This is a genomic window from Acinetobacter sp. ESBL14, assembly GCF_036668815.1.
Lineage (GTDB): Bacteria > Pseudomonadota > Gammaproteobacteria > Pseudomonadales > Moraxellaceae > Acinetobacter > Acinetobacter gyllenbergii.
This window is the reverse complement of the sequence record NZ_JAZEVS010000004.1, coordinates 350630-368508: the sequence shown is the minus strand read 5'-3', so window position 1 is coordinate 368508 and position 17879 is coordinate 350630. Positions and strand designations below refer to the sequence as shown.

At 41.4% G+C, this 17879-nt stretch carries 20 protein-coding genes and 1 pseudogene; 7 read left to right on the top strand and 14 right to left on the bottom strand.

What is annotated here, in order from left to right; all coding sequences use genetic code 11:
* Nucleotides 1-20 precede the first annotated feature (20 nt).
* Nucleotides 21-1979, top strand: a complete 1959-nt coding sequence (locus V6E90_RS15045; RefSeq protein ID WP_332605800.1) for an acetyl/propionyl/methylcrotonyl-CoA carboxylase subunit alpha — start codon at nt 21-23, stop codon at nt 1977-1979.
* Between the two features lie 34 nt (nt 1980-2013).
* On the opposite strand, the gene V6E90_RS15040 is transcribed toward V6E90_RS15045, so the two are convergent.
* The 12 genes from V6E90_RS15040 to V6E90_RS14985 all read right to left on the bottom strand — a co-directional run bounded on the left by V6E90_RS15040 (nt 2014) and on the right by V6E90_RS14985 (nt 11706).
* Nucleotides 2014-2487 (bottom strand): hypothetical protein, encoded by a 474-nt coding sequence (locus V6E90_RS15040; protein ID WP_332605799.1) that lies wholly within the window; start codon nt 2485-2487, stop codon nt 2014-2016.
* A 26-nt stretch (nt 2488-2513) separates the two neighbouring features.
* Nucleotides 2514-3362 carry a sterol desaturase family protein gene (locus V6E90_RS15035; protein ID WP_332605798.1) on the bottom strand — a complete coding sequence of 283 codons (849 nt, stop codon included), beginning with the start codon at nt 3360-3362 and terminating at the stop codon, nt 2514-2516.
* A gap of 74 nt (nt 3363-3436) precedes the next feature.
* Nucleotides 3437-4216, bottom strand: a complete 780-nt coding sequence (locus V6E90_RS15030; RefSeq protein ID WP_332605797.1) for an AraC family transcriptional regulator — start codon at nt 4214-4216, stop codon at nt 3437-3439.
* Between the two features lie 194 nt (nt 4217-4410).
* A complete protein-coding gene (locus tag V6E90_RS15025; RefSeq protein ID WP_332605796.1) occupies nt 4411-5340 on the bottom strand; it encodes a lipase secretion chaperone in 930 nt (309 codons plus the stop codon).
* 12 nt (nt 5341-5352) lie between these two features.
* Entirely contained in the window at nt 5353-6696 is a 1344-nt protein-coding gene (locus V6E90_RS15020) for a sphingomyelin phosphodiesterase (RefSeq protein ID WP_332605795.1), read from the bottom strand.
* Nucleotides 6697-7056: 360 nt separating this feature from the next.
* Complete coding sequence (locus V6E90_RS15015) at nt 7057-7476, bottom strand: roadblock/LC7 domain-containing protein (RefSeq protein WP_004652554.1); 420 nt, start codon at nt 7474-7476, stop codon at nt 7057-7059.
* A 22-nt stretch (nt 7477-7498) separates the two neighbouring features.
* On the bottom strand, nt 7499-8041 hold the full coding sequence (locus tag V6E90_RS15010; protein WP_016540735.1) for a GTP-binding protein: 543 nt from the start codon (nt 8039-8041) through the stop codon (nt 7499-7501).
* An 8-nt stretch (nt 8042-8049) separates the two neighbouring features.
* Nucleotides 8050-9018, bottom strand: coding sequence for a hypothetical protein (locus V6E90_RS15005; RefSeq protein WP_016540734.1), 969 nt, complete (start codon nt 9016-9018; stop codon nt 8050-8052).
* 163 nt (nt 9019-9181) lie between these two features.
* Nucleotides 9182-9541, bottom strand: coding sequence for a hypothetical protein (locus V6E90_RS15000; RefSeq protein WP_004802620.1), 360 nt, complete (start codon nt 9539-9541; stop codon nt 9182-9184).
* Nucleotides 9542-9928: 387 nt separating this feature from the next.
* Complete coding sequence (locus V6E90_RS14995; protein ID WP_332605794.1) at nt 9929-10591, bottom strand: hypothetical protein; 663 nt, start codon at nt 10589-10591, stop codon at nt 9929-9931.
* A 15-nt stretch (nt 10592-10606) separates the two neighbouring features.
* On the bottom strand, nt 10607-11032 hold the full coding sequence (locus V6E90_RS14990; protein WP_016540732.1) for a ClpXP protease specificity-enhancing factor: 426 nt from the start codon (nt 11030-11032) through the stop codon (nt 10607-10609).
* A gap of 14 nt (nt 11033-11046) precedes the next feature.
* Nucleotides 11047-11706: a glutathione S-transferase N-terminal domain-containing protein gene (locus tag V6E90_RS14985; protein WP_332605793.1), complete on the bottom strand. Its 660-nt coding sequence runs from the start codon at nt 11704-11706 to the stop codon at nt 11047-11049.
* 274 nt (nt 11707-11980) lie between these two features.
* On the opposite strand from V6E90_RS14985, the pseudogene V6E90_RS21895 reads away from it, so the two are divergent.
* Nucleotides 11981-12127: pseudogene (locus tag V6E90_RS21895) on the top strand (hypothetical protein); the annotation flags it as partial.
* A gap of 163 nt (nt 12128-12290) precedes the next feature.
* On the opposite strand, the gene rpsI reads toward V6E90_RS21895, so the two are convergent.
* Nucleotides 12291-12677 carry a 30S ribosomal protein S9 gene (gene rpsI / locus V6E90_RS14975; RefSeq protein ID WP_004652544.1) on the bottom strand — a complete coding sequence of 129 codons (387 nt, stop codon included), beginning with the start codon at nt 12675-12677 and terminating at the stop codon, nt 12291-12293.
* Nucleotides 12678-12689: 12 nt separating this feature from the next.
* Complete coding sequence (gene rplM, locus V6E90_RS14970) at nt 12690-13118, bottom strand: 50S ribosomal protein L13 (RefSeq protein WP_004802631.1); 429 nt, start codon at nt 13116-13118, stop codon at nt 12690-12692.
* 267 nt (nt 13119-13385) lie between these two features.
* On the opposite strand from rplM, the gene V6E90_RS14965 reads away from it, so the two are divergent.
* The 5 genes from V6E90_RS14965 to V6E90_RS14945 all read left to right on the top strand — a co-directional run bounded on the left by V6E90_RS14965 (nt 13386) and on the right by V6E90_RS14945 (nt 17651).
* The gene (locus V6E90_RS14965; protein WP_332605792.1) at nt 13386-14024 is read left to right on the top strand and encodes a hypothetical protein; all 639 of its coding nucleotides are present in this window, start codon (nt 13386-13388) and stop codon (nt 14022-14024) included.
* 76 nt (nt 14025-14100) lie between these two features.
* Nucleotides 14101-15075 carry a 4-hydroxythreonine-4-phosphate dehydrogenase PdxA gene (gene pdxA / locus V6E90_RS14960; RefSeq protein WP_332605791.1) on the top strand — a complete coding sequence of 325 codons (975 nt, stop codon included), beginning with the start codon at nt 14101-14103 and terminating at the stop codon, nt 15073-15075.
* Between the two features lie 36 nt (nt 15076-15111).
* Complete coding sequence (locus V6E90_RS14955; RefSeq protein ID WP_332605790.1) at nt 15112-15981, top strand: pilus assembly protein PilJ; 870 nt, start codon at nt 15112-15114, stop codon at nt 15979-15981.
* Between the two features lie 18 nt (nt 15982-15999).
* The gene (gene rsmA / locus V6E90_RS14950; protein WP_016540725.1) at nt 16000-16812 is read left to right on the top strand and encodes a 16S rRNA (adenine(1518)-N(6)/adenine(1519)-N(6))-dimethyltransferase RsmA; all 813 of its coding nucleotides are present in this window, start codon (nt 16000-16002) and stop codon (nt 16810-16812) included.
* Nucleotides 16812-17651 (top strand): symmetrical bis(5'-nucleosyl)-tetraphosphatase, encoded by an 840-nt coding sequence (locus V6E90_RS14945; RefSeq protein ID WP_332605789.1) that lies wholly within the window; start codon nt 16812-16814, stop codon nt 17649-17651. The genes rsmA and V6E90_RS14945 overlap by 1 nt, the downstream gene beginning before the upstream one ends.
* Nucleotides 17652-17879: the final 228 nt, after the last annotated feature.

Sequence of the window (17879 nt, the reverse complement as noted above, 5' to 3'; positions counted from 1 at the left end):
TTAATAATAGAGATGAAATAATGAGTTTTTCAAAAGTCTTAGTGGCAAACCGTGGTGAGATTGCTGTTCGCGTGATGCAAACAGCTAAAGCAATGGGCTATCAAACGGTTGCGGTGTATTCAGATGCAGATGCCAATGCCCGTCATGTACAGCTGGCAGATGAAGCGGTTTATATCGGTGCATCTAAAGTTTCTGAATCCTATTTATCCATTGCCAATATTATTGCAGCCTGCAAAAAGACAGGCGCAGATGCGGTCCATCCGGGTTATGGATTTTTATCTGAAAATACCGATTTTGCTCAGGCTTGTCTTGATCATGGCATTACTTTTATTGGGCCGACGGCTGCGGCGATTGAGCTGATGGGGAGTAAACGTCTTTCTAAAATTGCCATGATTCAAGCAGGGGTGCCGTGTGTGCCTGGTTATGAAGGCGATCAGCAAGACCTTGATTATCTAGCACAACAAGCTGAGAAGATTGGCTATCCTTTAATGGTCAAAGCTTCGGCAGGCGGTGGTGGGCGAGGCATGCGTCTGGTTGAGCAATCTGCGAATTTGCTTGAAGCCTTAAAAACAGCACGTTCCGAAGCAGAGAATGCCTTTGGTTCGGGTGAATTGATTTTAGAAAAAGCGGTAATTGCCCCACGTCATGTCGAGATTCAGGTCTTCGGCGATACGCATGGCAATTATGTGTATTTATTTGAACGAGACTGTTCGATTCAACGCCGTCATCAAAAGGTGGTCGAAGAAGCGCCATGTCCAGTGATGACACCAGAACTACGTCAGAAAATGGGTCAGGCTGCTGTTGCAGCAGCACGGGCTTGTGATTATGTTGGGGCAGGCACGGTCGAGTTTCTGCTTGATCAATCCGGTGAATTCTATTTCTTGGAAATGAATACACGTTTACAAGTCGAACATCCAGTCACTGAAATGGTCACAGGCTTGGATTTGGTGGAATGGCAATTGCGTGTTGCCAATGGTGAAACCCTGCCTTTACAACAACATCACTTGGTCTTAAATGGACATGCGATTGAAGTCCGTTTATATGCGGAAGATCCACGTCAGGACTTTCTGCCACAAACAGGTAAAGTGCTGCGTTGGCAAGCAGCAGGTGCTGATGGCAGTTTACCCAATGTTCGTGTTGATCATGGCATGTTTGAACACGGTGAAATCAGTCCTTTCTATGATCCGATGGTGGCCAAAGTGATTGCCTATGGCAAGACCCGTCAGGATGCGATTCGCCTGCTTGCCAAAGCGGTTGATGATTGTGTTTTGCTTGGGGTGAATAGCAATAAGCAGTTTCTTGTCAATTTATTGCGCCATCCGATTATTGTGGCTGGGGATACCAACACTGCATTTATTCAGCAACATTTCCAAGAAGATGTCAGCCTGCACCAACAAACGTTGACACTCGAAACCTTAGCCGTCGCAGCCGCATTGTTTAGCCAGCAAAATCAACAGCAAGTCGCTTGGCAAACTGGTGTTAGTATGCCGTTTCCACTGAAATTGAAATATGCCGATCAGCAGATATTGCTGCATGTGCAAAATGATCAGCAGCAGGTCAAAGTTGCGTTATGTGATCAACACGCGACAATCAAGATTATAAGCATCAGTGATGAACAGGTTGTTTATAGCTGTGAAGGTGTTCGACGCAAGCTCGCCTATGTCTTCGATCAAAATCAGCTGTATTTAGATAGAGGCAATGGTAATAGCGTGCTTGAAAATATTACTTATGCAGCCCCAGAGGCAGCAGAAGTGGTGGGTGATGGCAAAATCCGTGCACCAATGGACGGTGCGATTGTGAATCTGTTGGTCAATGTCGGAGATTCGGTAACAAAAGGGCAGACCTTATTGGTGCTTGAGGCGATGAAGATTCAGCAACAAATCAAATCCGATGTCGATGGCGTTGTCGAGGAGTTGATTGGTCAAGTCGGGCAACAGGTGAAAAAACGTCAATTGTTGTTAAACCTCAGCACGACTTGAGGGTGGCAATAGAATAGAACAAAAAAGCGAGGTGTTATGCCTCGCTTTTTAATAAGTAGAGGACAGCATCTAAAGAATGTTCTGAGTTCCCTTGTAACTCTTGTGTTGCAAATTCAGCTAAGGCTTGTTCATGCGCCAACAAATACTGGAGAAAATCTTGTGTGTTGGCATCGGCGTGTTGCTGCATCCGCTCAAAAGTGACCATAAACGGTTGCGTACCTTGTTTAAGTAAATGCATAGCCAGTTTCCATGGCAGTTTGGCCATCGCAATGCCTGATGCTTTGGCCTGTAACTTAACATGCAAACGAATCGTCGCCGTTTGACCTTGTTGGCTTAAGAACTGCTGTAACTTGTGCAAGGTTTGGGTTTCCAGTTTGGCCAGCGTTTGCCATTTTTGTTGTTGCTCAATTGAACGTGTATGTTTGGCTGCATTTAAAAAGATCAGTTCACCCAGTATTTCTGATTCAAGTGCAGTGTTGAGATCTTGTTGATATTGCGGGTAATGCATAGCTGATTTCCTTAAATTTATGCGTCTTATTGGTTTTTTCTAGCGAATGGCCACAGTATTTGTTTGAGATAAGTCTTTGGTAGAGCAGTCCTTACCCCCACTTGTCCAGCTTTCACGGGTTTGCTTTCATAGTAATACGTCCCAAACAGATGATCCCAGATCATCCAGAATTCACCAAAGTTTTTACGACCAAAACCATGTTTATGATGCCAGCGATGGACTTCGGCAACCCCGAGTAAATGCCTAAAAGCACCTAAAGAATAATCGAGATTGGCATGCTGAAAAGCCAAATGAATCGCGGTTAATCCCATCCAAGTACCAATTAGATTGGCTGGTGCACCGATTAAGGTAATACAGATAATTCCCGGTGCAGCGAGCAGAATAGCGCTTAAGGGATGCCGACGTTCACCATTCAGCCAATATAATCGTTCAGAACTATGATGAAGAGCGTGCAGTTTCCATAGAAATCGTTTTTTATGACTGAAGTAATGCATCAGCCATAAGCCAAAATCGATGATGAGACCGACAATCAGTAATTGTAGCCAGATCGGTAGAGCGGTTGGCCAAAAGCTCGGAATATGAATCAGCTGCCGAAATAAAGTAATGCATTCCGCGGTAATAAAAATCATGATGACACTAAAGCTGGCATGCAGAATATCAACACCTGTATCTTCGTGATCGTTTAACCACGTTGGCTCATAGGGCTGAATCTGCTCAAGCAGAGCAACCAGCCCAATCGCAACGGCTGCGATTAAGGGTACATAAGGCCAATAGGCAAGCGTGCCAGTTGCAATGGGGAATAAAAAAAACAGACTCAGCCCCATAATCAAGGGATAACTGCTATAGCGAATGAGGTACTGGATTAACTTCGGCATGGTGTGTTGTTCCAAAACAATGAACAGTCACTATGCCTGTGCGATTGCAGGACTGAATTGAACAAAACAGCTATTTATTCAATAAAGAAAATTTTGCCCTGCATATCACTCAGTTCCGATGGGCGCACTCCCAATAACTCGATACAAGTTCGTGTGAAATGCGCTTGATCAGCAAAATTAGCTTGGTGAGCTGTATCCGTTAAGGCGAGTCCTTCTTGCATTTGGGCTAATCCACAGATGAGACGTAACCATTTGCGATAACTGCGTAAAGGTAGTCCTGCCTGTTCACGAAACCAGTGCGAAAAGCGACTTTCAGATAAACCTGCAATTTGTGCTAAATATTGACGATCAGGAATGTTGGATTGCAAGACACCTTGATAAAGCAATTCTAGTATGTGTTCAAGCTTCCGTGGATTGCTCTGGGAGGCATGGTTGTTCAGTGGTGTCGTTTTTAAGAAATGGGCTAAGCCATGATTGAGGGGAGTCTTTAGACAAAAGCTTTGTCGTAATTGTTGTTGTAGATCTGTGGATACCTCATATACCTGTGTTGCTCGATGAAGATCTAGATTGAATCGGGTGGTGAGTGCATGATGGGTATCAAGATAGATTGACAGATAGTCGCCTGTTATAAGTTGATGCTTTAGCTTGGCAGGAATGAGTAAAGTCGGTGCTTGATAACGTTGGCTATCAGCAATCACTTGTACAGCTTGATCTGGGTTCAAGGACATGGTGATTTGATGCGCATAGTGGTGGTGAGGGTGATTGTTTCCTGATTGTCCAAGAAAAGCGCCAACTCCCAAAGCAATTGCTGCTTGACCAGTCCAACCAGAATTCACATGTTTAACGCTGCTCATGCCACATCATGATCTTGAAGTGATTGAATGGCTTATTTAGCGGGAATACATGTTGTGTGTCAAATGAGCGAATGGCGGGACTTTTAAAAGTCACATTTTTGTTTAACGCCGACGCATTGTTTATCTAAATGGTCGGCTGATTTTTATCAAAAATGAGATATAAATTTAAGCTGCTATCCGTTGAGTTCAATGTGTTAAGAGAACATTTTTAGACGCAGACTTTCTAAACGATTTTGATATTGCTTTTGCCACTCTTCATTTGAGAGTTGTGTTTTTAACGGCTCCATCTCTTGTTGCAACTGCTGCACAGCTTGTTGATATTGGTCGACTTGTTGCTGTTGTTGAACTTCACGTTGTTCTCTTTGCTGAACCTCTTGGCGTTGCTGCTCAGTCAGATAACGTTGTTGTAACATCTGCTTTAAGCGTTGCGTTTCAGCAGGGCTATGTTGCCCTTGATTGATTAAACCGAGTGCTTGTTCATAAAGCCCCATTTTATTTTCTTGTTGAGTTGCATCAGGGTACTGTTTTTGTAGCTGCTCAAATGCTTTTAAGCGTTGTTCAGCACTCAGTTTTTGATTCTGCGCCAAATCATTGTAAGCAAACCGATAATCTGCATAGCCACGCTCTTGCCCAAAACCCAGCATCGCTTCGGCTTGTCCCAAGGTTTGTTCTCTGAGCTTCCACAAAACTTCAAAGCGTTCTTTTGGTGATAACGACGTTGATAACACGGTATTTTGCATGCGTTGTTCATATTGCGGCAGACGTTTTATTAGATTTTCCACCACATGTGCAAAGTTTTGATCTGGATAATTGGCTAAAGCTTTTGCTAAAGCTGCATTACAGTCGGATACAGAGCAGTTGGCTTTAAAATCATTGAGAAACTCGGTGATATTGCCAGGTTGCTGTTGTAGTGTTTTTAATTGTTTTAAAAGTGACTCTTGAAAAACTTCGTCCTTGTTTTTGTTTGGCATGCCTTCATTACTCACCTGTGTTGATGAATCTTGAGATGATGCGGTGGATTTGGCTTGCTGAATTGCAGCGGAAGAGGCAGTGCTCTTCCAAACTACAATCCCAACCAAGACCACGACAACAATAAGCATTGTCAGCAATAGTCTTTTATTCATAACGAATTCCGTTTATGGGCCGTAATTAAATTGCCCCATCACAGGGAAGTGATCTGAAAGATCCCAAGTCATATACAGTGGGTCCGCTGTGGTACGTAAGATACGCACATCGTTACGAGACTGAGTTGGTTGACGGTGGTTATTTGATGCTACCACATAGTCTAGATATTCGACTGTTGCACCACCTGAACCCGCTGCTCCAGCCAACTTATTCACGCGTGGGTCAAAAGTCGATGCAGTATAACCTGTGCTTGGTGCTGCGGTGGCATTCAGATTGGTCAACATGTCTTGATAATCTTGCGGCCATAACAACTTGTTCACATTAAAATCACCGCCCATCAAGACAGCATCAAAACTTGGAATGTTTTGTTGATTGACCAATTGGCGAATCTGCTTGAACTGAGTTTGGCGCAGTGCACGCGCTGCATCGGTATCAAAAGAAGCGGTATGCGTAGAGGTCACATGATAGGCCTTACCATTCTTAATGATTTCTGCATACAACACACCTTTATCTGCAAAACAATCAGTTCCGGTACAGTCTGGATAAATCAATTGTGCCGTTTTGACGATTGGATAACGGCTCACAATCACCAAACCGCTGTCAAACAAGTTATAGCCAGAACCGACTGGAATATGAGTTTGATATGGGTACTGTTGCGCCAGTTGATTCAGCATGCCAGTACGCGACGAAGCAAAGGCTTCTTGCATCATAATCACATCGTAACCGTTTAAATGATTTGGTAATTCAGCCAAGCGTTCGCTGATTTTACTCGCCACCATCGGGAGGGCATAAATATTATAAGTCAGTACTTTGAGCTCATCGGCACTGGCCGAAACAGGCTCTTGAAGTGTGTTTTGATGAATAGTGTAGTGGAAATCATCATAGCCCCCCGTGTACTCAGCTTTTACCGCTGCTTGTGCAGATAAACCAGCATAAGTTGTGCTAATACGATGTACATCACGATCTGAATACCAAGGTGATGTTGTGGTCGCCGTTTGAATCCCATGTTTAATATTGCTGCCCGACCAAGTCCCCGTCATGGTTTGTTTTAAAGTGACTTGTGAATTGCCACTGCTGAGAACGGTATCAAAGTTATAGGTTTTACCAGATTTGATCCCAGTATAACGGTTGATACGTAACACCCGTTTGGTCTCGTAGGGTGCAAGTTGAGTCGCTTCCTGCGCCCATTGATTGCCTTGTTCTAAGCTTGCCCCAGTTTGATTGACTTGTATTGATACGGTTTGTGGCGTGGTATTGGTCACAAACACGTAGGAATCAGCCAAGGTCTGTTGGGTAGAAAAACCACTGATTAAGAGCGCGACCCCTGCGCCTAGTTTTAAGCTCTTCAGCTTCATCTTTATCTCTCCATAGTGCTTAATAATGTTTGAACAAATACATATTTCATTGTTGAAATTATTCATTTGTGAAAATTTTATGATTGTTATTTGTTCGAAAATCATAATAATGAAAAAATATTGCTAAATCATTTAAATTTCTAACCATTCATCTGATGTTTTTAAAAACAATGTTTTATTTCATAATTCTGACTTTTATTGGGCTTTATTCGTGCATTTTGACAGTTTTTTAGTGAAATCTAGAAAATGATATGGTTCAAAAATGAAAATTGAAAAGTAATCTATTTATTATAGGGGCTATAAATGAACAAAATCTGACAAACTCGTTATGCTTGTCAGATTTTTTAAGATAAAACGGTTTTAAGCTTGGTCAGCGTCGACGATTGCGCTACTGGTTTGTTTTAGACTATAGAGCAGCTGTCCCAGCAATACATCTTTATTGCTTAAAGTCACCATCACCATGGGATGATGCGGAGCAGGGATGGAGGTGAGAATCGCTTTACCATTTTCAGCGTCCAAGGTAATACTTTGACATCCAGTCAGCTGAATTTCATTGAGAAAAGCCGTCACCATGGCCAAGATTGAACTACTGACAGCGGCAAGTTTGGTGCTGTTATAAGGGTTCTTCTTGTAAATGGAGGCCAGCTCAAATCCATCTGTTGAGCAGAGCATAATATAATCGACCCCTCGGATATTGGTTAAAATATCATTGGCCTGCGCTTTAGCAAACTGAATCAGCTCTTTCGGCGCTGTACGTTGCTGACTGGGAATACTGAACATAATTCTTCTCTTTATAAAGTAATTAATTTGTTGCTTTTAAATTGACTTCTAATGCTGCTATGAGAGATTCAATCATCAGCAAAATATGTTCTTGTTTGCGAGCATCAATGAAAAATAAAGGGTATTGGTAGTCATTTTGAATTAACCATTCACGATAGATCGTTGTTGGCTGTCCTTTATTTTCATCCACATGGGTAATGCCAATTGAAATGTTTTTAGTATAGTCTTTAAAGGTATCTAGATAGCCCTCTAGTTCTTCGATGGGTACTTTACTGTTGTGATCAACCAGTAAAATAACCCCCAAAGCGCCTTGGCAAATCACAGGCCAAATAAAGTCAAAGCGTGATTGCCCAGGGGTACCATATAAGCCCACTTTGACACCGTCATCTAAAGTAATCTCACCATAATCAATACCTACCGTAGTTTGCATTTTATTATGGGCCTGACTGTCTGTATTGAATGCTTCGGTTGCGAGGACAGGAATTTCTGAAAGCGATTTGATCGCTTCGGTTTTACCTGCGCCCATGCTTCCTGCAAAGACAATTTTATATTGTTGGAGAATCATATCAATCCTTAAAGCCCAAAGCGGCGTCTGATTTTGCCGAAAAATTTATTTAAAAAACCTTGTTGTTCAATTGTTTGTTCAGTCGTTTCGATTCGTAGGTAATGACTTTCTGAAGCAGGGATAATGCCGCCATTGTCAGAAATAATGCAGGCAGCGATAAATTGTTGAACCGTTTGAATAGGAAGTTTTAATTGTGTTGCAACTTGATAGAGTTGGGCTCCTTGTATAAAGCAAGCAGAAAGCAATAAAGTGGTTTTACGGTCTGTGCCTTGAGCTGGCTGTGGCCAATATTCAATTTTGTAGTATTCATTTTCATTTGGGGCTAAACGCTGAAACTCGAGTGAATGCCAAAACAGGTTCCATAACCAATCTTGTAAGTTATATTCAACTTTGCGAGAAACTTTGGTGAAGTTTGAGGTGGTCGCAAATTCATATTTAAAACTATGGTTGGTTTGTGTGTGGGTACGGGTTGGTTCTAGCCATGCAATTTGGCTTCGCGTATCAATAATGGCCAAAGTACCGTGGTCATCAAACAAATGCAGACGGGCATTTTCAGGATTTAACATGTCCGTTAAATATTTTTCATTGATGGCATTATGTGTCGAGGTCGATTCGATCTTGGGTTGTTGTGCCTGTTGATGGGTGATATAGCTTAAAAGGCGAAGATGAATCCAGTTTTTTAATGCATCCGTATGCTGAAAAGGTAAGTAAAGGGTATTATGTTCTTCAATATGCTGTGAGCCTTCTCCTTTTGCAATTTTTAAGCAGGGAAGTTGTTTTTTTTCTAAAATGCGTTGAATACCTTCGGTTTCAAAGAAATTTTCATTTATTAATAATAAATCGATATTCGGATCGGCAATATTGATCCAGTTAATGCCAAATTCATGAGGTATTGTTTTTCTAAGCTCTATTTTTAACTCATCTGAAACTTTTAAACTTATACCTGAAATTGCGATATTGATGCAATGTCCATTCATAGTATCACTTTAATATTTTATAAAATATTGGACTGCATAAAATTAGTCTAATACTAAAGACTAATAATAGACCGCTTGCATATTTATATTTTCTTATTATGAATAATAAGAAGATAATAAATATACAAGAAGCCTAATATATTAAGTAATTTGAAACTTAGAATTAAGCAAAATCTAATTCTTTTTCAAATGTTTTTAATTCGTGGCGAGCCATCGCAAGGTTAGATTTACTGCGATCGAGTACGAGATAGAGGAACAGGTTACCATTGCTTTCTAGAGGACGGATTAAGTGATATGCCTTGCCCAGTGTGATCAGAATATCTTCAATGTCATCGTTAAGTTTCAGTGAGTTAGCTACACGGCGTTTTGCTCGAATAACTTCGGTATTACCCGCAGCCGCCAGTTCTAAGTCGATTGAGCCCCCACCTTGGGTCGCTAGCGCCAAGCCACTTTCTGTATCTACTAATGCTGCTGCAACGAACCCATCAATATTTGTTAAGCTTTCTAATGAAATTTTAGCCATGATTTTATCTCTACTAATACATCTTTGTTTATGAATTTATATTCGCCACTTCTGTTTTTGATTAGTTTTCAAAAGTAGTTAATCTCATTATAGGAAACTCTTTTATTAAATCAATCATACTTTAAAATAATTGAATTGACTGATTTGCTAGTAATTGACAATTTTTGTCAAACAAACAAATAAAAATACTAATTAAGGATTGGATTTTATTTTTAATGTGATTTTATTCACATTAATATTGGGTTTTAAGGGTTGGCTTTGATTGTAAATAAATGTAAATTATTTTTTATTAATATAGGTAAATTTATATTTTAAATAAAATTAAGGTAATAATAAGTCTATGATAAAGAAAGTAATCATACTTTCTTTATCATTTAAACAATGAGATTAAACCGAAACTAATTGGCAATATGAACAATACAAAAAGATCAGAATGACCAATGCCACGATTGGTGAAACGATATAGGCCCATGCAGGAGTTTCTGGCGTTTCTACCTCAGCAACAGGTGTATGGTCAGGCGTAATCGGTTGTGCTTGATGGACCATTTGATTGAATTCTTGCATGGTTGCTTCGAGTGATACTTCTTGTTGAATAACTGGCTTTGAACCGAGTAACTCGGGCAACTGATTGGTCGACCAGACCCAGTCTTCCGCCTGTCCAGACAAATGTTCGATTTGGCCCAATAATAGTTCTGTCAGGCCGGTTTGACCAAAACTACCAGTTTGGTCAAGCTGCTTAAGCTCGGTCAGTTGCAAAGTAAGGACATCTGAAAGGTTGCTCTCCAATTCAGCGCTTTTAAGGGCTGACTGATTATGAGCTGAAGTGGTGAGATGGCGAGCAATTTCTTGAATATATAGCGGATCAGCTGTTTGAACTTCTTGATACAGTTTCTGTGGATTCTGCTTCCATAGACTAATCAGTTGCCCAAGGGCCAATACGTTGACTTCATTTATAAACGCTTGTTTTTCTTTAGGAGAATATTGACCAAAAAGTTGTGGTTTTTGAATTTTAATTTGTTCAGCAAAATATTGAACTAAGTCAAATGCCATCGTGCCTATCCTCGCTTAATCTAAAATTCTTAGTGAAGGTTTCTTTTTCGTTGTCTCAGTTTCTTGCTTTGTTTCTTCAACCGATGTTACAGCCGTTTCTTCAATCTCGGCATATTCAGAAGGATCGAAAAATAGGCCTTGACCATTTTCTCTGGCATAAATCCCCAGTACGGCACGAATCGGCACATAAATTTCTTTTGCGACACCACCAAAGCGTGCAGAGAAGGTAATGGCTTCATTACTCATGTGCAGTTGATGAATGGCATGTGGAGCAAGGTTTAAAACAATTTGACCATCTTTCACAAATTGTAGTGGTACATCAGTATGCGGTTGTGTCGCATCCACTAATAAATAAGGGGTGAGCTGGTTATCGCAAATCCATTCATAAATGGCACGAGCAAGATATGGGCGTGTAGGCGTAAAAGTTATTTGCTCAGACATAATTGAAAAACTTATTAAATCGTAGAAATCAAATCATTGTAGCTGTTTTTTTCTTGAGCTGTCATTGATTTAATGAACGATGGTCGGCTAAAGATACGATGACAATACAAGAATATAGGTCGACAGTGCTGTGCAGGGAGTTCAACCCCCATACTTTTGAGCCGTATAAAGAGCGGGGCTAGCATACAATCAAGAATTGAAAATGTTTCCGACATAAAATAAGGGAAATGTTGAAACAGCGGGGTGAGTGAAATCAAAGTATCTCTCAGTTCTTTCTGTGCTTTCTGTTTTTGTTTTGGGTCTAAACTATCGACATGTCTCAGCATATGGTCAGCGAGTTGGAACCAGTCTTGTTCAAAGCGCCAGATATATTGACGTTGTTCTGCACGCGCCATTGGAGCATCAGCATAGAGTTTATTCTGGCGGTAGCGGTCATCTAAATATTCAGCAATGACATTGGCAGAAAACAGTTTTAGATTCTGCTCAATCAACATCGGAAGTTGATTATAGGGATTAAGATCAGCCAAATCCTCATCCTCATGATCAGTAATAATCAGTTGGTATTTGATTTGTTTTTCAGCGAGTAAAAAACGAATCCAATGGGAACGGAAATCATCTGCATGGCTATAAAGCGTAATGCCTTGGACGGGGGGTGGGGGATTTTCTAGAGACATAAGTCCAAAAAATTATGGTTGACTGTTTAGAATACTAAAATTAACGTTGGAAATCACTTAAAGCTGAACAATATGCTTGTTACAGAATAGATTTATGATTCAATTAGTTCAAAGAGAGAAGAAGGGAATGGAACGATATTACTTTACTGTGCTGTGTAGCGCGTTATTGCTCGGTGGTTGTGCAAGCTCAGTGCCCAAGCCAGCAAGTGTTGTATCATCAGAAGAAAGTGGAGCAGCTACAGATGTCACGATTGCTGCGGCTGTTGATCAGGATGACTCACAATATGGTGGAATAAAACAACAGTATGTGGTCAAAGGTTGTAAAGTGACGATTTATAACAATGGACCAATCCAAATGGTGAATGAAAAAACTGACCAACCCTGTAATGCACCGATTCCTAAAGATCATCAGTTTTCGAAAAGCACTAAAACCTATCAGCAGAATGGCTGTACGATCACGGAATTTGCTGCAGCCGATGGGATGGGTGATGCCATGATGGATTGTTCTAAAAAGAAATAACGAAAAGTAGGCTATAAAAAAACCTCGGATAAATCCGAGGTTTTTTGTCCAATTCGTAAAACGATTAACGTTTAGAGAATTGAGGACGTTTACGAGCTTTACGTAAACCAAGTTTCTTACGTTCAACTTCACGAGCATCACGTGTAACGAAACCAGCTTGACGAAGAGCAGGTTTTAAAGTTTCGTCAGAAGCGATCAATGCACGAGTAATACCGTGACGGATAGCGCCTGCTTGACCACCAATACCACCACCTTTAACAGTGATGTAAAGGTCAAATTTTTCAGTAACTTCTAAAAGCTCTAAAGGCTGACGCACAACCATACGAGCAGTTTCACGACCGAAATATTGCTCAAGCGTACGGTTGTTAATTACGAGTTTACCTGTACCAGCTGATAAGAAAACACGTGCAGTTGCGGTCTTACGGCGACCTGTACCATAATTAGTAGCCATGTGCTGTATCCCTTAGATGTCCAAAACTTGTGGCTGTTGAGCAGTATGAGGATGCTCAGTACCAGCGTACACTTTCATTTTTTTGATCATTGCATAACCAAGAGGACCTTTTGGTAACATACCTTTAACAGCTTTTTCTAAAACTGCTTCAGGTTTGTGAGCAATTAACTTCTCGAAGTTAGTCTCACGGATACCACCAGGGAAACCAGTATGGCGATAATATTTCTTATCAAGCGCTTTTTTACCAGTCACTTGAACGTGTTCAGCATTGATCACAACGATGTAGTCACCAGTGTCAACGTGAGGAGTATAAGAAGTCTTGTGCTTACCGCGTAAACGACGAGCGATTTCAGTCGCAAGGCGACCTAAAGTTTTGCCAGAAGCATCAACAACATACCAGTCGTGTTGAACTTCAGCTGGCTTAGCGCTGAGAGTTTTCATTTAAACCACTACCTATTATAGTTGGTTTGGACGGTGAAATCTGTCCAAACAAAAGGAGACCGAATTCTACACGGTTTTATAAAAGCACACAAGAAAAATTAGCCTGAGACGCCAGAATTTGCTGAAATGTGACCGATTTGGGAACTAAGGCGCCCTTTATTGATGGCAACATTATTTGCCTTGTGAGAGCGTTTGATTTGTCCTATTATTTTTCTAGCAAATGTTTGAAATAAATAGAAGTATTAAGCTTTTCTGCTGGGGAATTTGATGCGGTTGTCGTTTTCTACAAAAATTGTTGTCGTCACCTTATTGATCGGCGTTTGTTCAACACAAACTAATGCACGACGACTTTACAAATGGGTAGATCAGACCAGTGTGACCAACTATTCTGAATTTCAACCCAAAGAGGGAACCAGTCGTAAACTTGAGGTGCTGGAAAGTCGAGGCAATGACCATGTAGACCCAGCGATGGCTGTCACTACAGAAATGAAAGCGATTGAAATTCCTGTTGACCAAATGAATCTGCAAGGACAAAGCTCAAATACAGCGGCGCAAGTGGTTCAACCTGCAACCGCACAGACCGTGGTCAAGCAAGGGTCAATCGCAGCGCCATATATACGCCCAGTCAATACAGTGGTTGCGCCAACGACTGTAGAGAAGAAAGAGCCTCAACAGGCACAAGCCACGACCACCGTTGAAAAGAAAGAAGTTGTCAATAATCCATTGGCAGATAAAGCTGCCAGTGCTGTTGTGGTTACTGAGAAAAAAGAAGAAGCAGTGGTGGTACAGGCTGAGAAAAAAGTACAGCCCAAGATCAATCCATGGACACGTAAGGTTGAGTTCGTACCTTCTAATCTTGTTCCGCAAAACTTACCCAAAGCGACCACAAATACTGAAGTCAAATAATTTATAAAATGGAAGGGCTATAGCTCGTTTTAGATTTTGGTTACACTAGAGCGAATCAAAAAGATTGGCGATACCTATGCTCCCTTTATATGTCACTTCAGGCGAACCTGCAGGAATTGGCCCAGACATCTGCCTGAGTTTGGCAGCGCGTATCGATGAACGCCCTGTGGTTGTGCTTGCCGATATGCAGATGTTGCAGCAACGCGCCAATCTTTTAGGTATTGATGTTGAACTGATTGCTTATCAAGGACAGACTGAATCTAGTTTGCAGGGACAACTTTTTGTTGAGCATGTGCCTTTATCTAACACAGTTGTTTTAGGGCAACTAGATTCAGCCAATGCCGCTTATGTGTTGGAACAATTACGTCGTTCAGCCGATTATGCGATGTCAGGCCTGAGTGTGGGTGTGGCTACAGCGCCTGTACAGAAATCAATTATCAATGACGCAGGTATCGCATTTAGCGGACATACCGAATATTACCAAGAGTCCGCAGGTGTGGATCGTGTGGTAATGATGCTGGCAACGAAAACATTAAGGGTTGCCTTAGCGACGACACACTTACCCTTGCGGGATGTGCCTGATGCCATTACTAAAGATCGTTTGCAGCAAGTGATTGATATCCTCATTCACGACTTGAAAAGCAAATTTAAAATCACTGCCCCTCGTATTTTAGTCTGTGGTCTGAATCCGCATGCAGGTGAGGATGGTTATTTAGGTCGAGAAGAAATCGAAGTCATTAATCCTGTGCTGGAAAGTTATCGCGCACAGGGGATTAACATGAGTCTCAGTTTACCTGCGGATACCTTGTTTACCCCAGAAAATCTAAAAGATGCCGATGCTGTTTTAGCGATGTATCACGATCAAGGTCTACCTGTGTTAAAATCACAAGGCTTTGGTGAAGCAGTTAACATTACATTAGGCTTGCCCTTTATTCGAACTTCGGTCGATCATGGTACAGCACTTTCTCTTGCAGGCACTGGACAGGCAAAAGCATCAAGCTTGCATGTCGCAGTGGATTTAGCCTTATCTATGGCCTATACATCGATATAACTGATGAATTAAAAAAGAACATAATTGAGTGTTGATATGAGTTTTGCTTTGGAGCAGATGAAACACATCCGCTTTGCTGGTGTGCAATGGCTTTGCATGAGTCGGATCACTAAATTTGCTATGATGCTGGCGGCATTTATGTTGTCAGCCTGTTCATCTACTCGGGTTGAACATAGTCTTTACGACTTAAAGATTCTATCATTGCAAATTCCACGACAATCGGCAGATGTTGTCGTCTATGCTAGCCCAACAGGCGTAGAGAGCCTAAAACGGAGTCAGGAGAAATTTAATCTGGCTTTGGATGCTATGAACGCAAAATATCCGAATCATAACGGTATGAATAAAATTCTCAAGGATGCGAGTACAATCAATGCTAATATTGATTTGCTTGTGAAGCATCAAGACCAGATTGAAGCCTTACAAAATTTCGATTTATACCTACAGGAAAATATTCCTGAAATTCAGGCTGAATATAATCTGCTGACCGATCATCTAACGCGATTAAACTATCCGTCATCTCAAGTCATTATCGCAAAAAACCAAGTTTTTGTAGCTGAGCGTATTCTTCGCTCAATGCATAAAGTAACTCTGGGGGATAAGCATCTTGTTGAGAATATAGATGATTTTTTTGCTGATCTGGAAACATTTAATCTTTACCTAGAAGCACAGCTCAAAGGGAATCCTGAATTAGGTGTGAAGCGTGTTAAAGATGTGGAAGGGCGTGAGAGTTTGTTGTCAATTCAAGAGAGTACTCAGGAAATCTTGGCATCTAGAGAGCTTAATCTACTGAGTAAACGAGAATTTCTTTCCATGGTCTATAAAGCTGCTAGAGAAAATTTGACCAAGTCAGATGAACTTTTTAATGGTCTGAATGAATTAATGCTTAATACGCAATCAGGGCAATAAATTTATGTGGAGAATTTTATGTATCAAATTAATGCCCTAAACCCTAAAGATGAAGGGCATCAGGCTCGAAAACGTTTTGGTCAAAACTTCTTACATGATCAACGCGTGATTGCTAAAATTGTACGCTCAGTGAATCCGCGTGCGGGCGAAAATATTGTCGAAATCGGACCAGGTTTGGCGGCATTGACTTCACCTTTAATTGGCGAGTGTGATGCGTTGACCGTGGTTGAGCTAGATCGCGATTTGGCTGCTGGTTTACCGGGTCGTGTGCCGCATCCTGAACGTTTGACCATTATTGAAGCTGATGCTTTAAAATACGACTTCACTCAGTTGTTCCAAGAAGGTCGCCCACTTCGTGTGGTGGGGAACTTACCCTATAATATTTCAACGCCTTTGTTATTCCATCTCTTGGAGTTTGGTGACAAAGTGAAAGACATGCACTTCATGTTGCAAAAGGAAGTGGTTGATCGTATTACGGCAACACCAAACACCAAAGAATATGGTCGTTTATCGGTGATGATCCAGTATTACTGTAAGCCTACTTTCTTGTTTGAAGTGCCACCAGGCTCATTTAATCCGCCACCAAAAGTGACGTCAGCGGTTTTCCGTTTAGAACCCTATGACACTAAACCGATTGTGGCAAAAAATGAGAAAGCATTGGCGCGTTTAGTGGGGCATGTGTTTACCCAACGTCGTAAGACCTTACGTAATAGCTTAAAAGGCATGTTGGTTGAAGATGGCTTTGAGAAAGCGGGTGTAGATCCAATGGCACGTCCAGAAACGCTGAGCTTGGCTGATTTTGTTGCGCTTTCTGATCAGATGGTGGCTTGATGTCTAAGCGCTATAACTACGTTATTGGTGATGTACAAGGCTGTTTCGAAGCACTGAAAGCATTGCTCAAAGAAATCCGTTTTGATCCAGACCAAGACTTTTTATGGTTTGCAGGTGATCTGGTTGCACGTGGTGAAAACTCGGTCGGCGCATTACGCTTTATTAAAAAACTGGCTGATCGTGGCGCTGCAGCAACTGTACTGGGTAATCATGACTTGACCTTGATTGCCTGTGCACGTGGTTTTAAAAAGGCCAAAGACAAAGATCATACTCAAGAAGTAATTGATGCGATTGATGGTGATGAGTTGATCGATTGGTTGCGTAAACAGCCATTGAGCTTATCTCCGAATGCACAGACCTTGATTACTCATGCAGGTGTACCTTGTATCTGGAATGCCGAAAAAACGGTGACATTGGCACAAGAAGTCCAGCAGGTAGTGGGTCATGATGATCTCTCGGTTTTGGATGGCTTTCTTGCCGAGATGTATGGTTCGCAACCTGATCTATGGTCAGATGAGCTGACGGGTATGGCTCGCTTACGCTGTATTACCAATTATCTGACCCGTATGCGTTTAACTGACGCAGCAGGCCGTTTAGAATTTGATTTTAAAGATGCTTTAGATGCACCGATGCCTGAGAGTTTTCAGCCATGGTTTGAGTTTGAAAGTCAGGCAGCACAAAGTCATCAATTGATTTTCGGACATTGGGCAGCTTTGCAGGGCAAGACCATTAGCGCCCAAATTCAAAATGTCGATGGTGGCTGTGTTTGGGGGCAGCAATTGATGGCATTTCGTTTGGAAGATCAACACATGTTTGCGGTAGACAATCCTTTGGCTTGAATAAGAGCAATTTAAGTTTGATCTAAATATTTTTATCTAGAGTTTGTTGGAAAAAATTATCTTAACGGAGTCTTGATAAATTCTCATCGGATTACAGAATCAGCCTGCGGCTCGCCCTACTTTTCTTTTGGGAAAAGTAGGCAAAACCTGAGGGGCGAGTAGCAAAGATTAATAATCTTTGCCGTACCGTAAGATGAAAGCTATGCTTGAGTCCTAAACTACGCACTT

Coding starts and splice junctions, on each gene's coding strand:
- rplM (WP_004802631.1), bottom strand. CDS start 13,118: ATGAAAACTCTCAGCGCTAAGCCAGCTGAAGTTCAACACGACTGGTAT.
- V6E90_RS15045 (WP_332605800.1), top strand. CDS start 21: ATGAGTTTTTCAAAAGTCTTAGTGGCAAACCGTGGTGAGATTGCTGTT.
- V6E90_RS14965 (WP_332605792.1), top strand. CDS start 13,386: ATGCGGTTGTCGTTTTCTACAAAAATTGTTGTCGTCACCTTATTGATC.
- V6E90_RS14985 (WP_332605793.1), bottom strand. CDS start 11,706: ATGTCTCTAGAAAATCCCCCACCCCCCGTCCAAGGCATTACGCTTTAT.
- rsmA (WP_016540725.1), top strand. CDS start 16,000: ATGTATCAAATTAATGCCCTAAACCCTAAAGATGAAGGGCATCAGGCT.
- pdxA (WP_332605791.1), top strand. CDS start 14,101: ATGCTCCCTTTATATGTCACTTCAGGCGAACCTGCAGGAATTGGCCCA.
- V6E90_RS15000 (WP_004802620.1), bottom strand. CDS start 9,541: ATGGCTAAAATTTCATTAGAAAGCTTAACAAATATTGATGGGTTCGTT.
- V6E90_RS15030 (WP_332605797.1), bottom strand. CDS start 4,216: ATGAGCAGCGTTAAACATGTGAATTCTGGTTGGACTGGTCAAGCAGCA.
- V6E90_RS15005 (WP_016540734.1), bottom strand. CDS start 9,018: ATGAATGGACATTGCATCAATATCGCAATTTCAGGTATAAGTTTAAAA.
- V6E90_RS15035 (WP_332605798.1), bottom strand. CDS start 3,362: ATGCCGAAGTTAATCCAGTACCTCATTCGCTATAGCAGTTATCCCTTG.
- rpsI (WP_004652544.1), bottom strand. CDS start 12,677: ATGGCTACTAATTATGGTACAGGTCGCCGTAAGACCGCAACTGCACGT.
- V6E90_RS14945 (WP_332605789.1), top strand. CDS start 16,812: ATGTCTAAGCGCTATAACTACGTTATTGGTGATGTACAAGGCTGTTTC.
- V6E90_RS15010 (WP_016540735.1), bottom strand. CDS start 8,041: ATGATTCTCCAACAATATAAAATTGTCTTTGCAGGAAGCATGGGCGCA.
- V6E90_RS14995 (WP_332605794.1), bottom strand. CDS start 10,591: ATGGCATTTGACTTAGTTCAATATTTTGCTGAACAAATTAAAATTCAA.
- V6E90_RS14955 (WP_332605790.1), top strand. CDS start 15,112: ATGAGTTTTGCTTTGGAGCAGATGAAACACATCCGCTTTGCTGGTGTG.
- V6E90_RS15025 (WP_332605796.1), bottom strand. CDS start 5,340: ATGAATAAAAGACTATTGCTGACAATGCTTATTGTTGTCGTGGTCTTG.
- V6E90_RS15040 (WP_332605799.1), bottom strand. CDS start 2,487: ATGCATTACCCGCAATATCAACAAGATCTCAACACTGCACTTGAATCA.
- V6E90_RS14990 (WP_016540732.1), bottom strand. CDS start 11,032: ATGTCTGAGCAAATAACTTTTACGCCTACACGCCCATATCTTGCTCGT.
- V6E90_RS15020 (WP_332605795.1), bottom strand. CDS start 6,696: ATGAAGCTGAAGAGCTTAAAACTAGGCGCAGGGGTCGCGCTCTTAATC.
- V6E90_RS15015 (WP_004652554.1), bottom strand. CDS start 7,476: ATGTTCAGTATTCCCAGTCAGCAACGTACAGCGCCGAAAGAGCTGATT.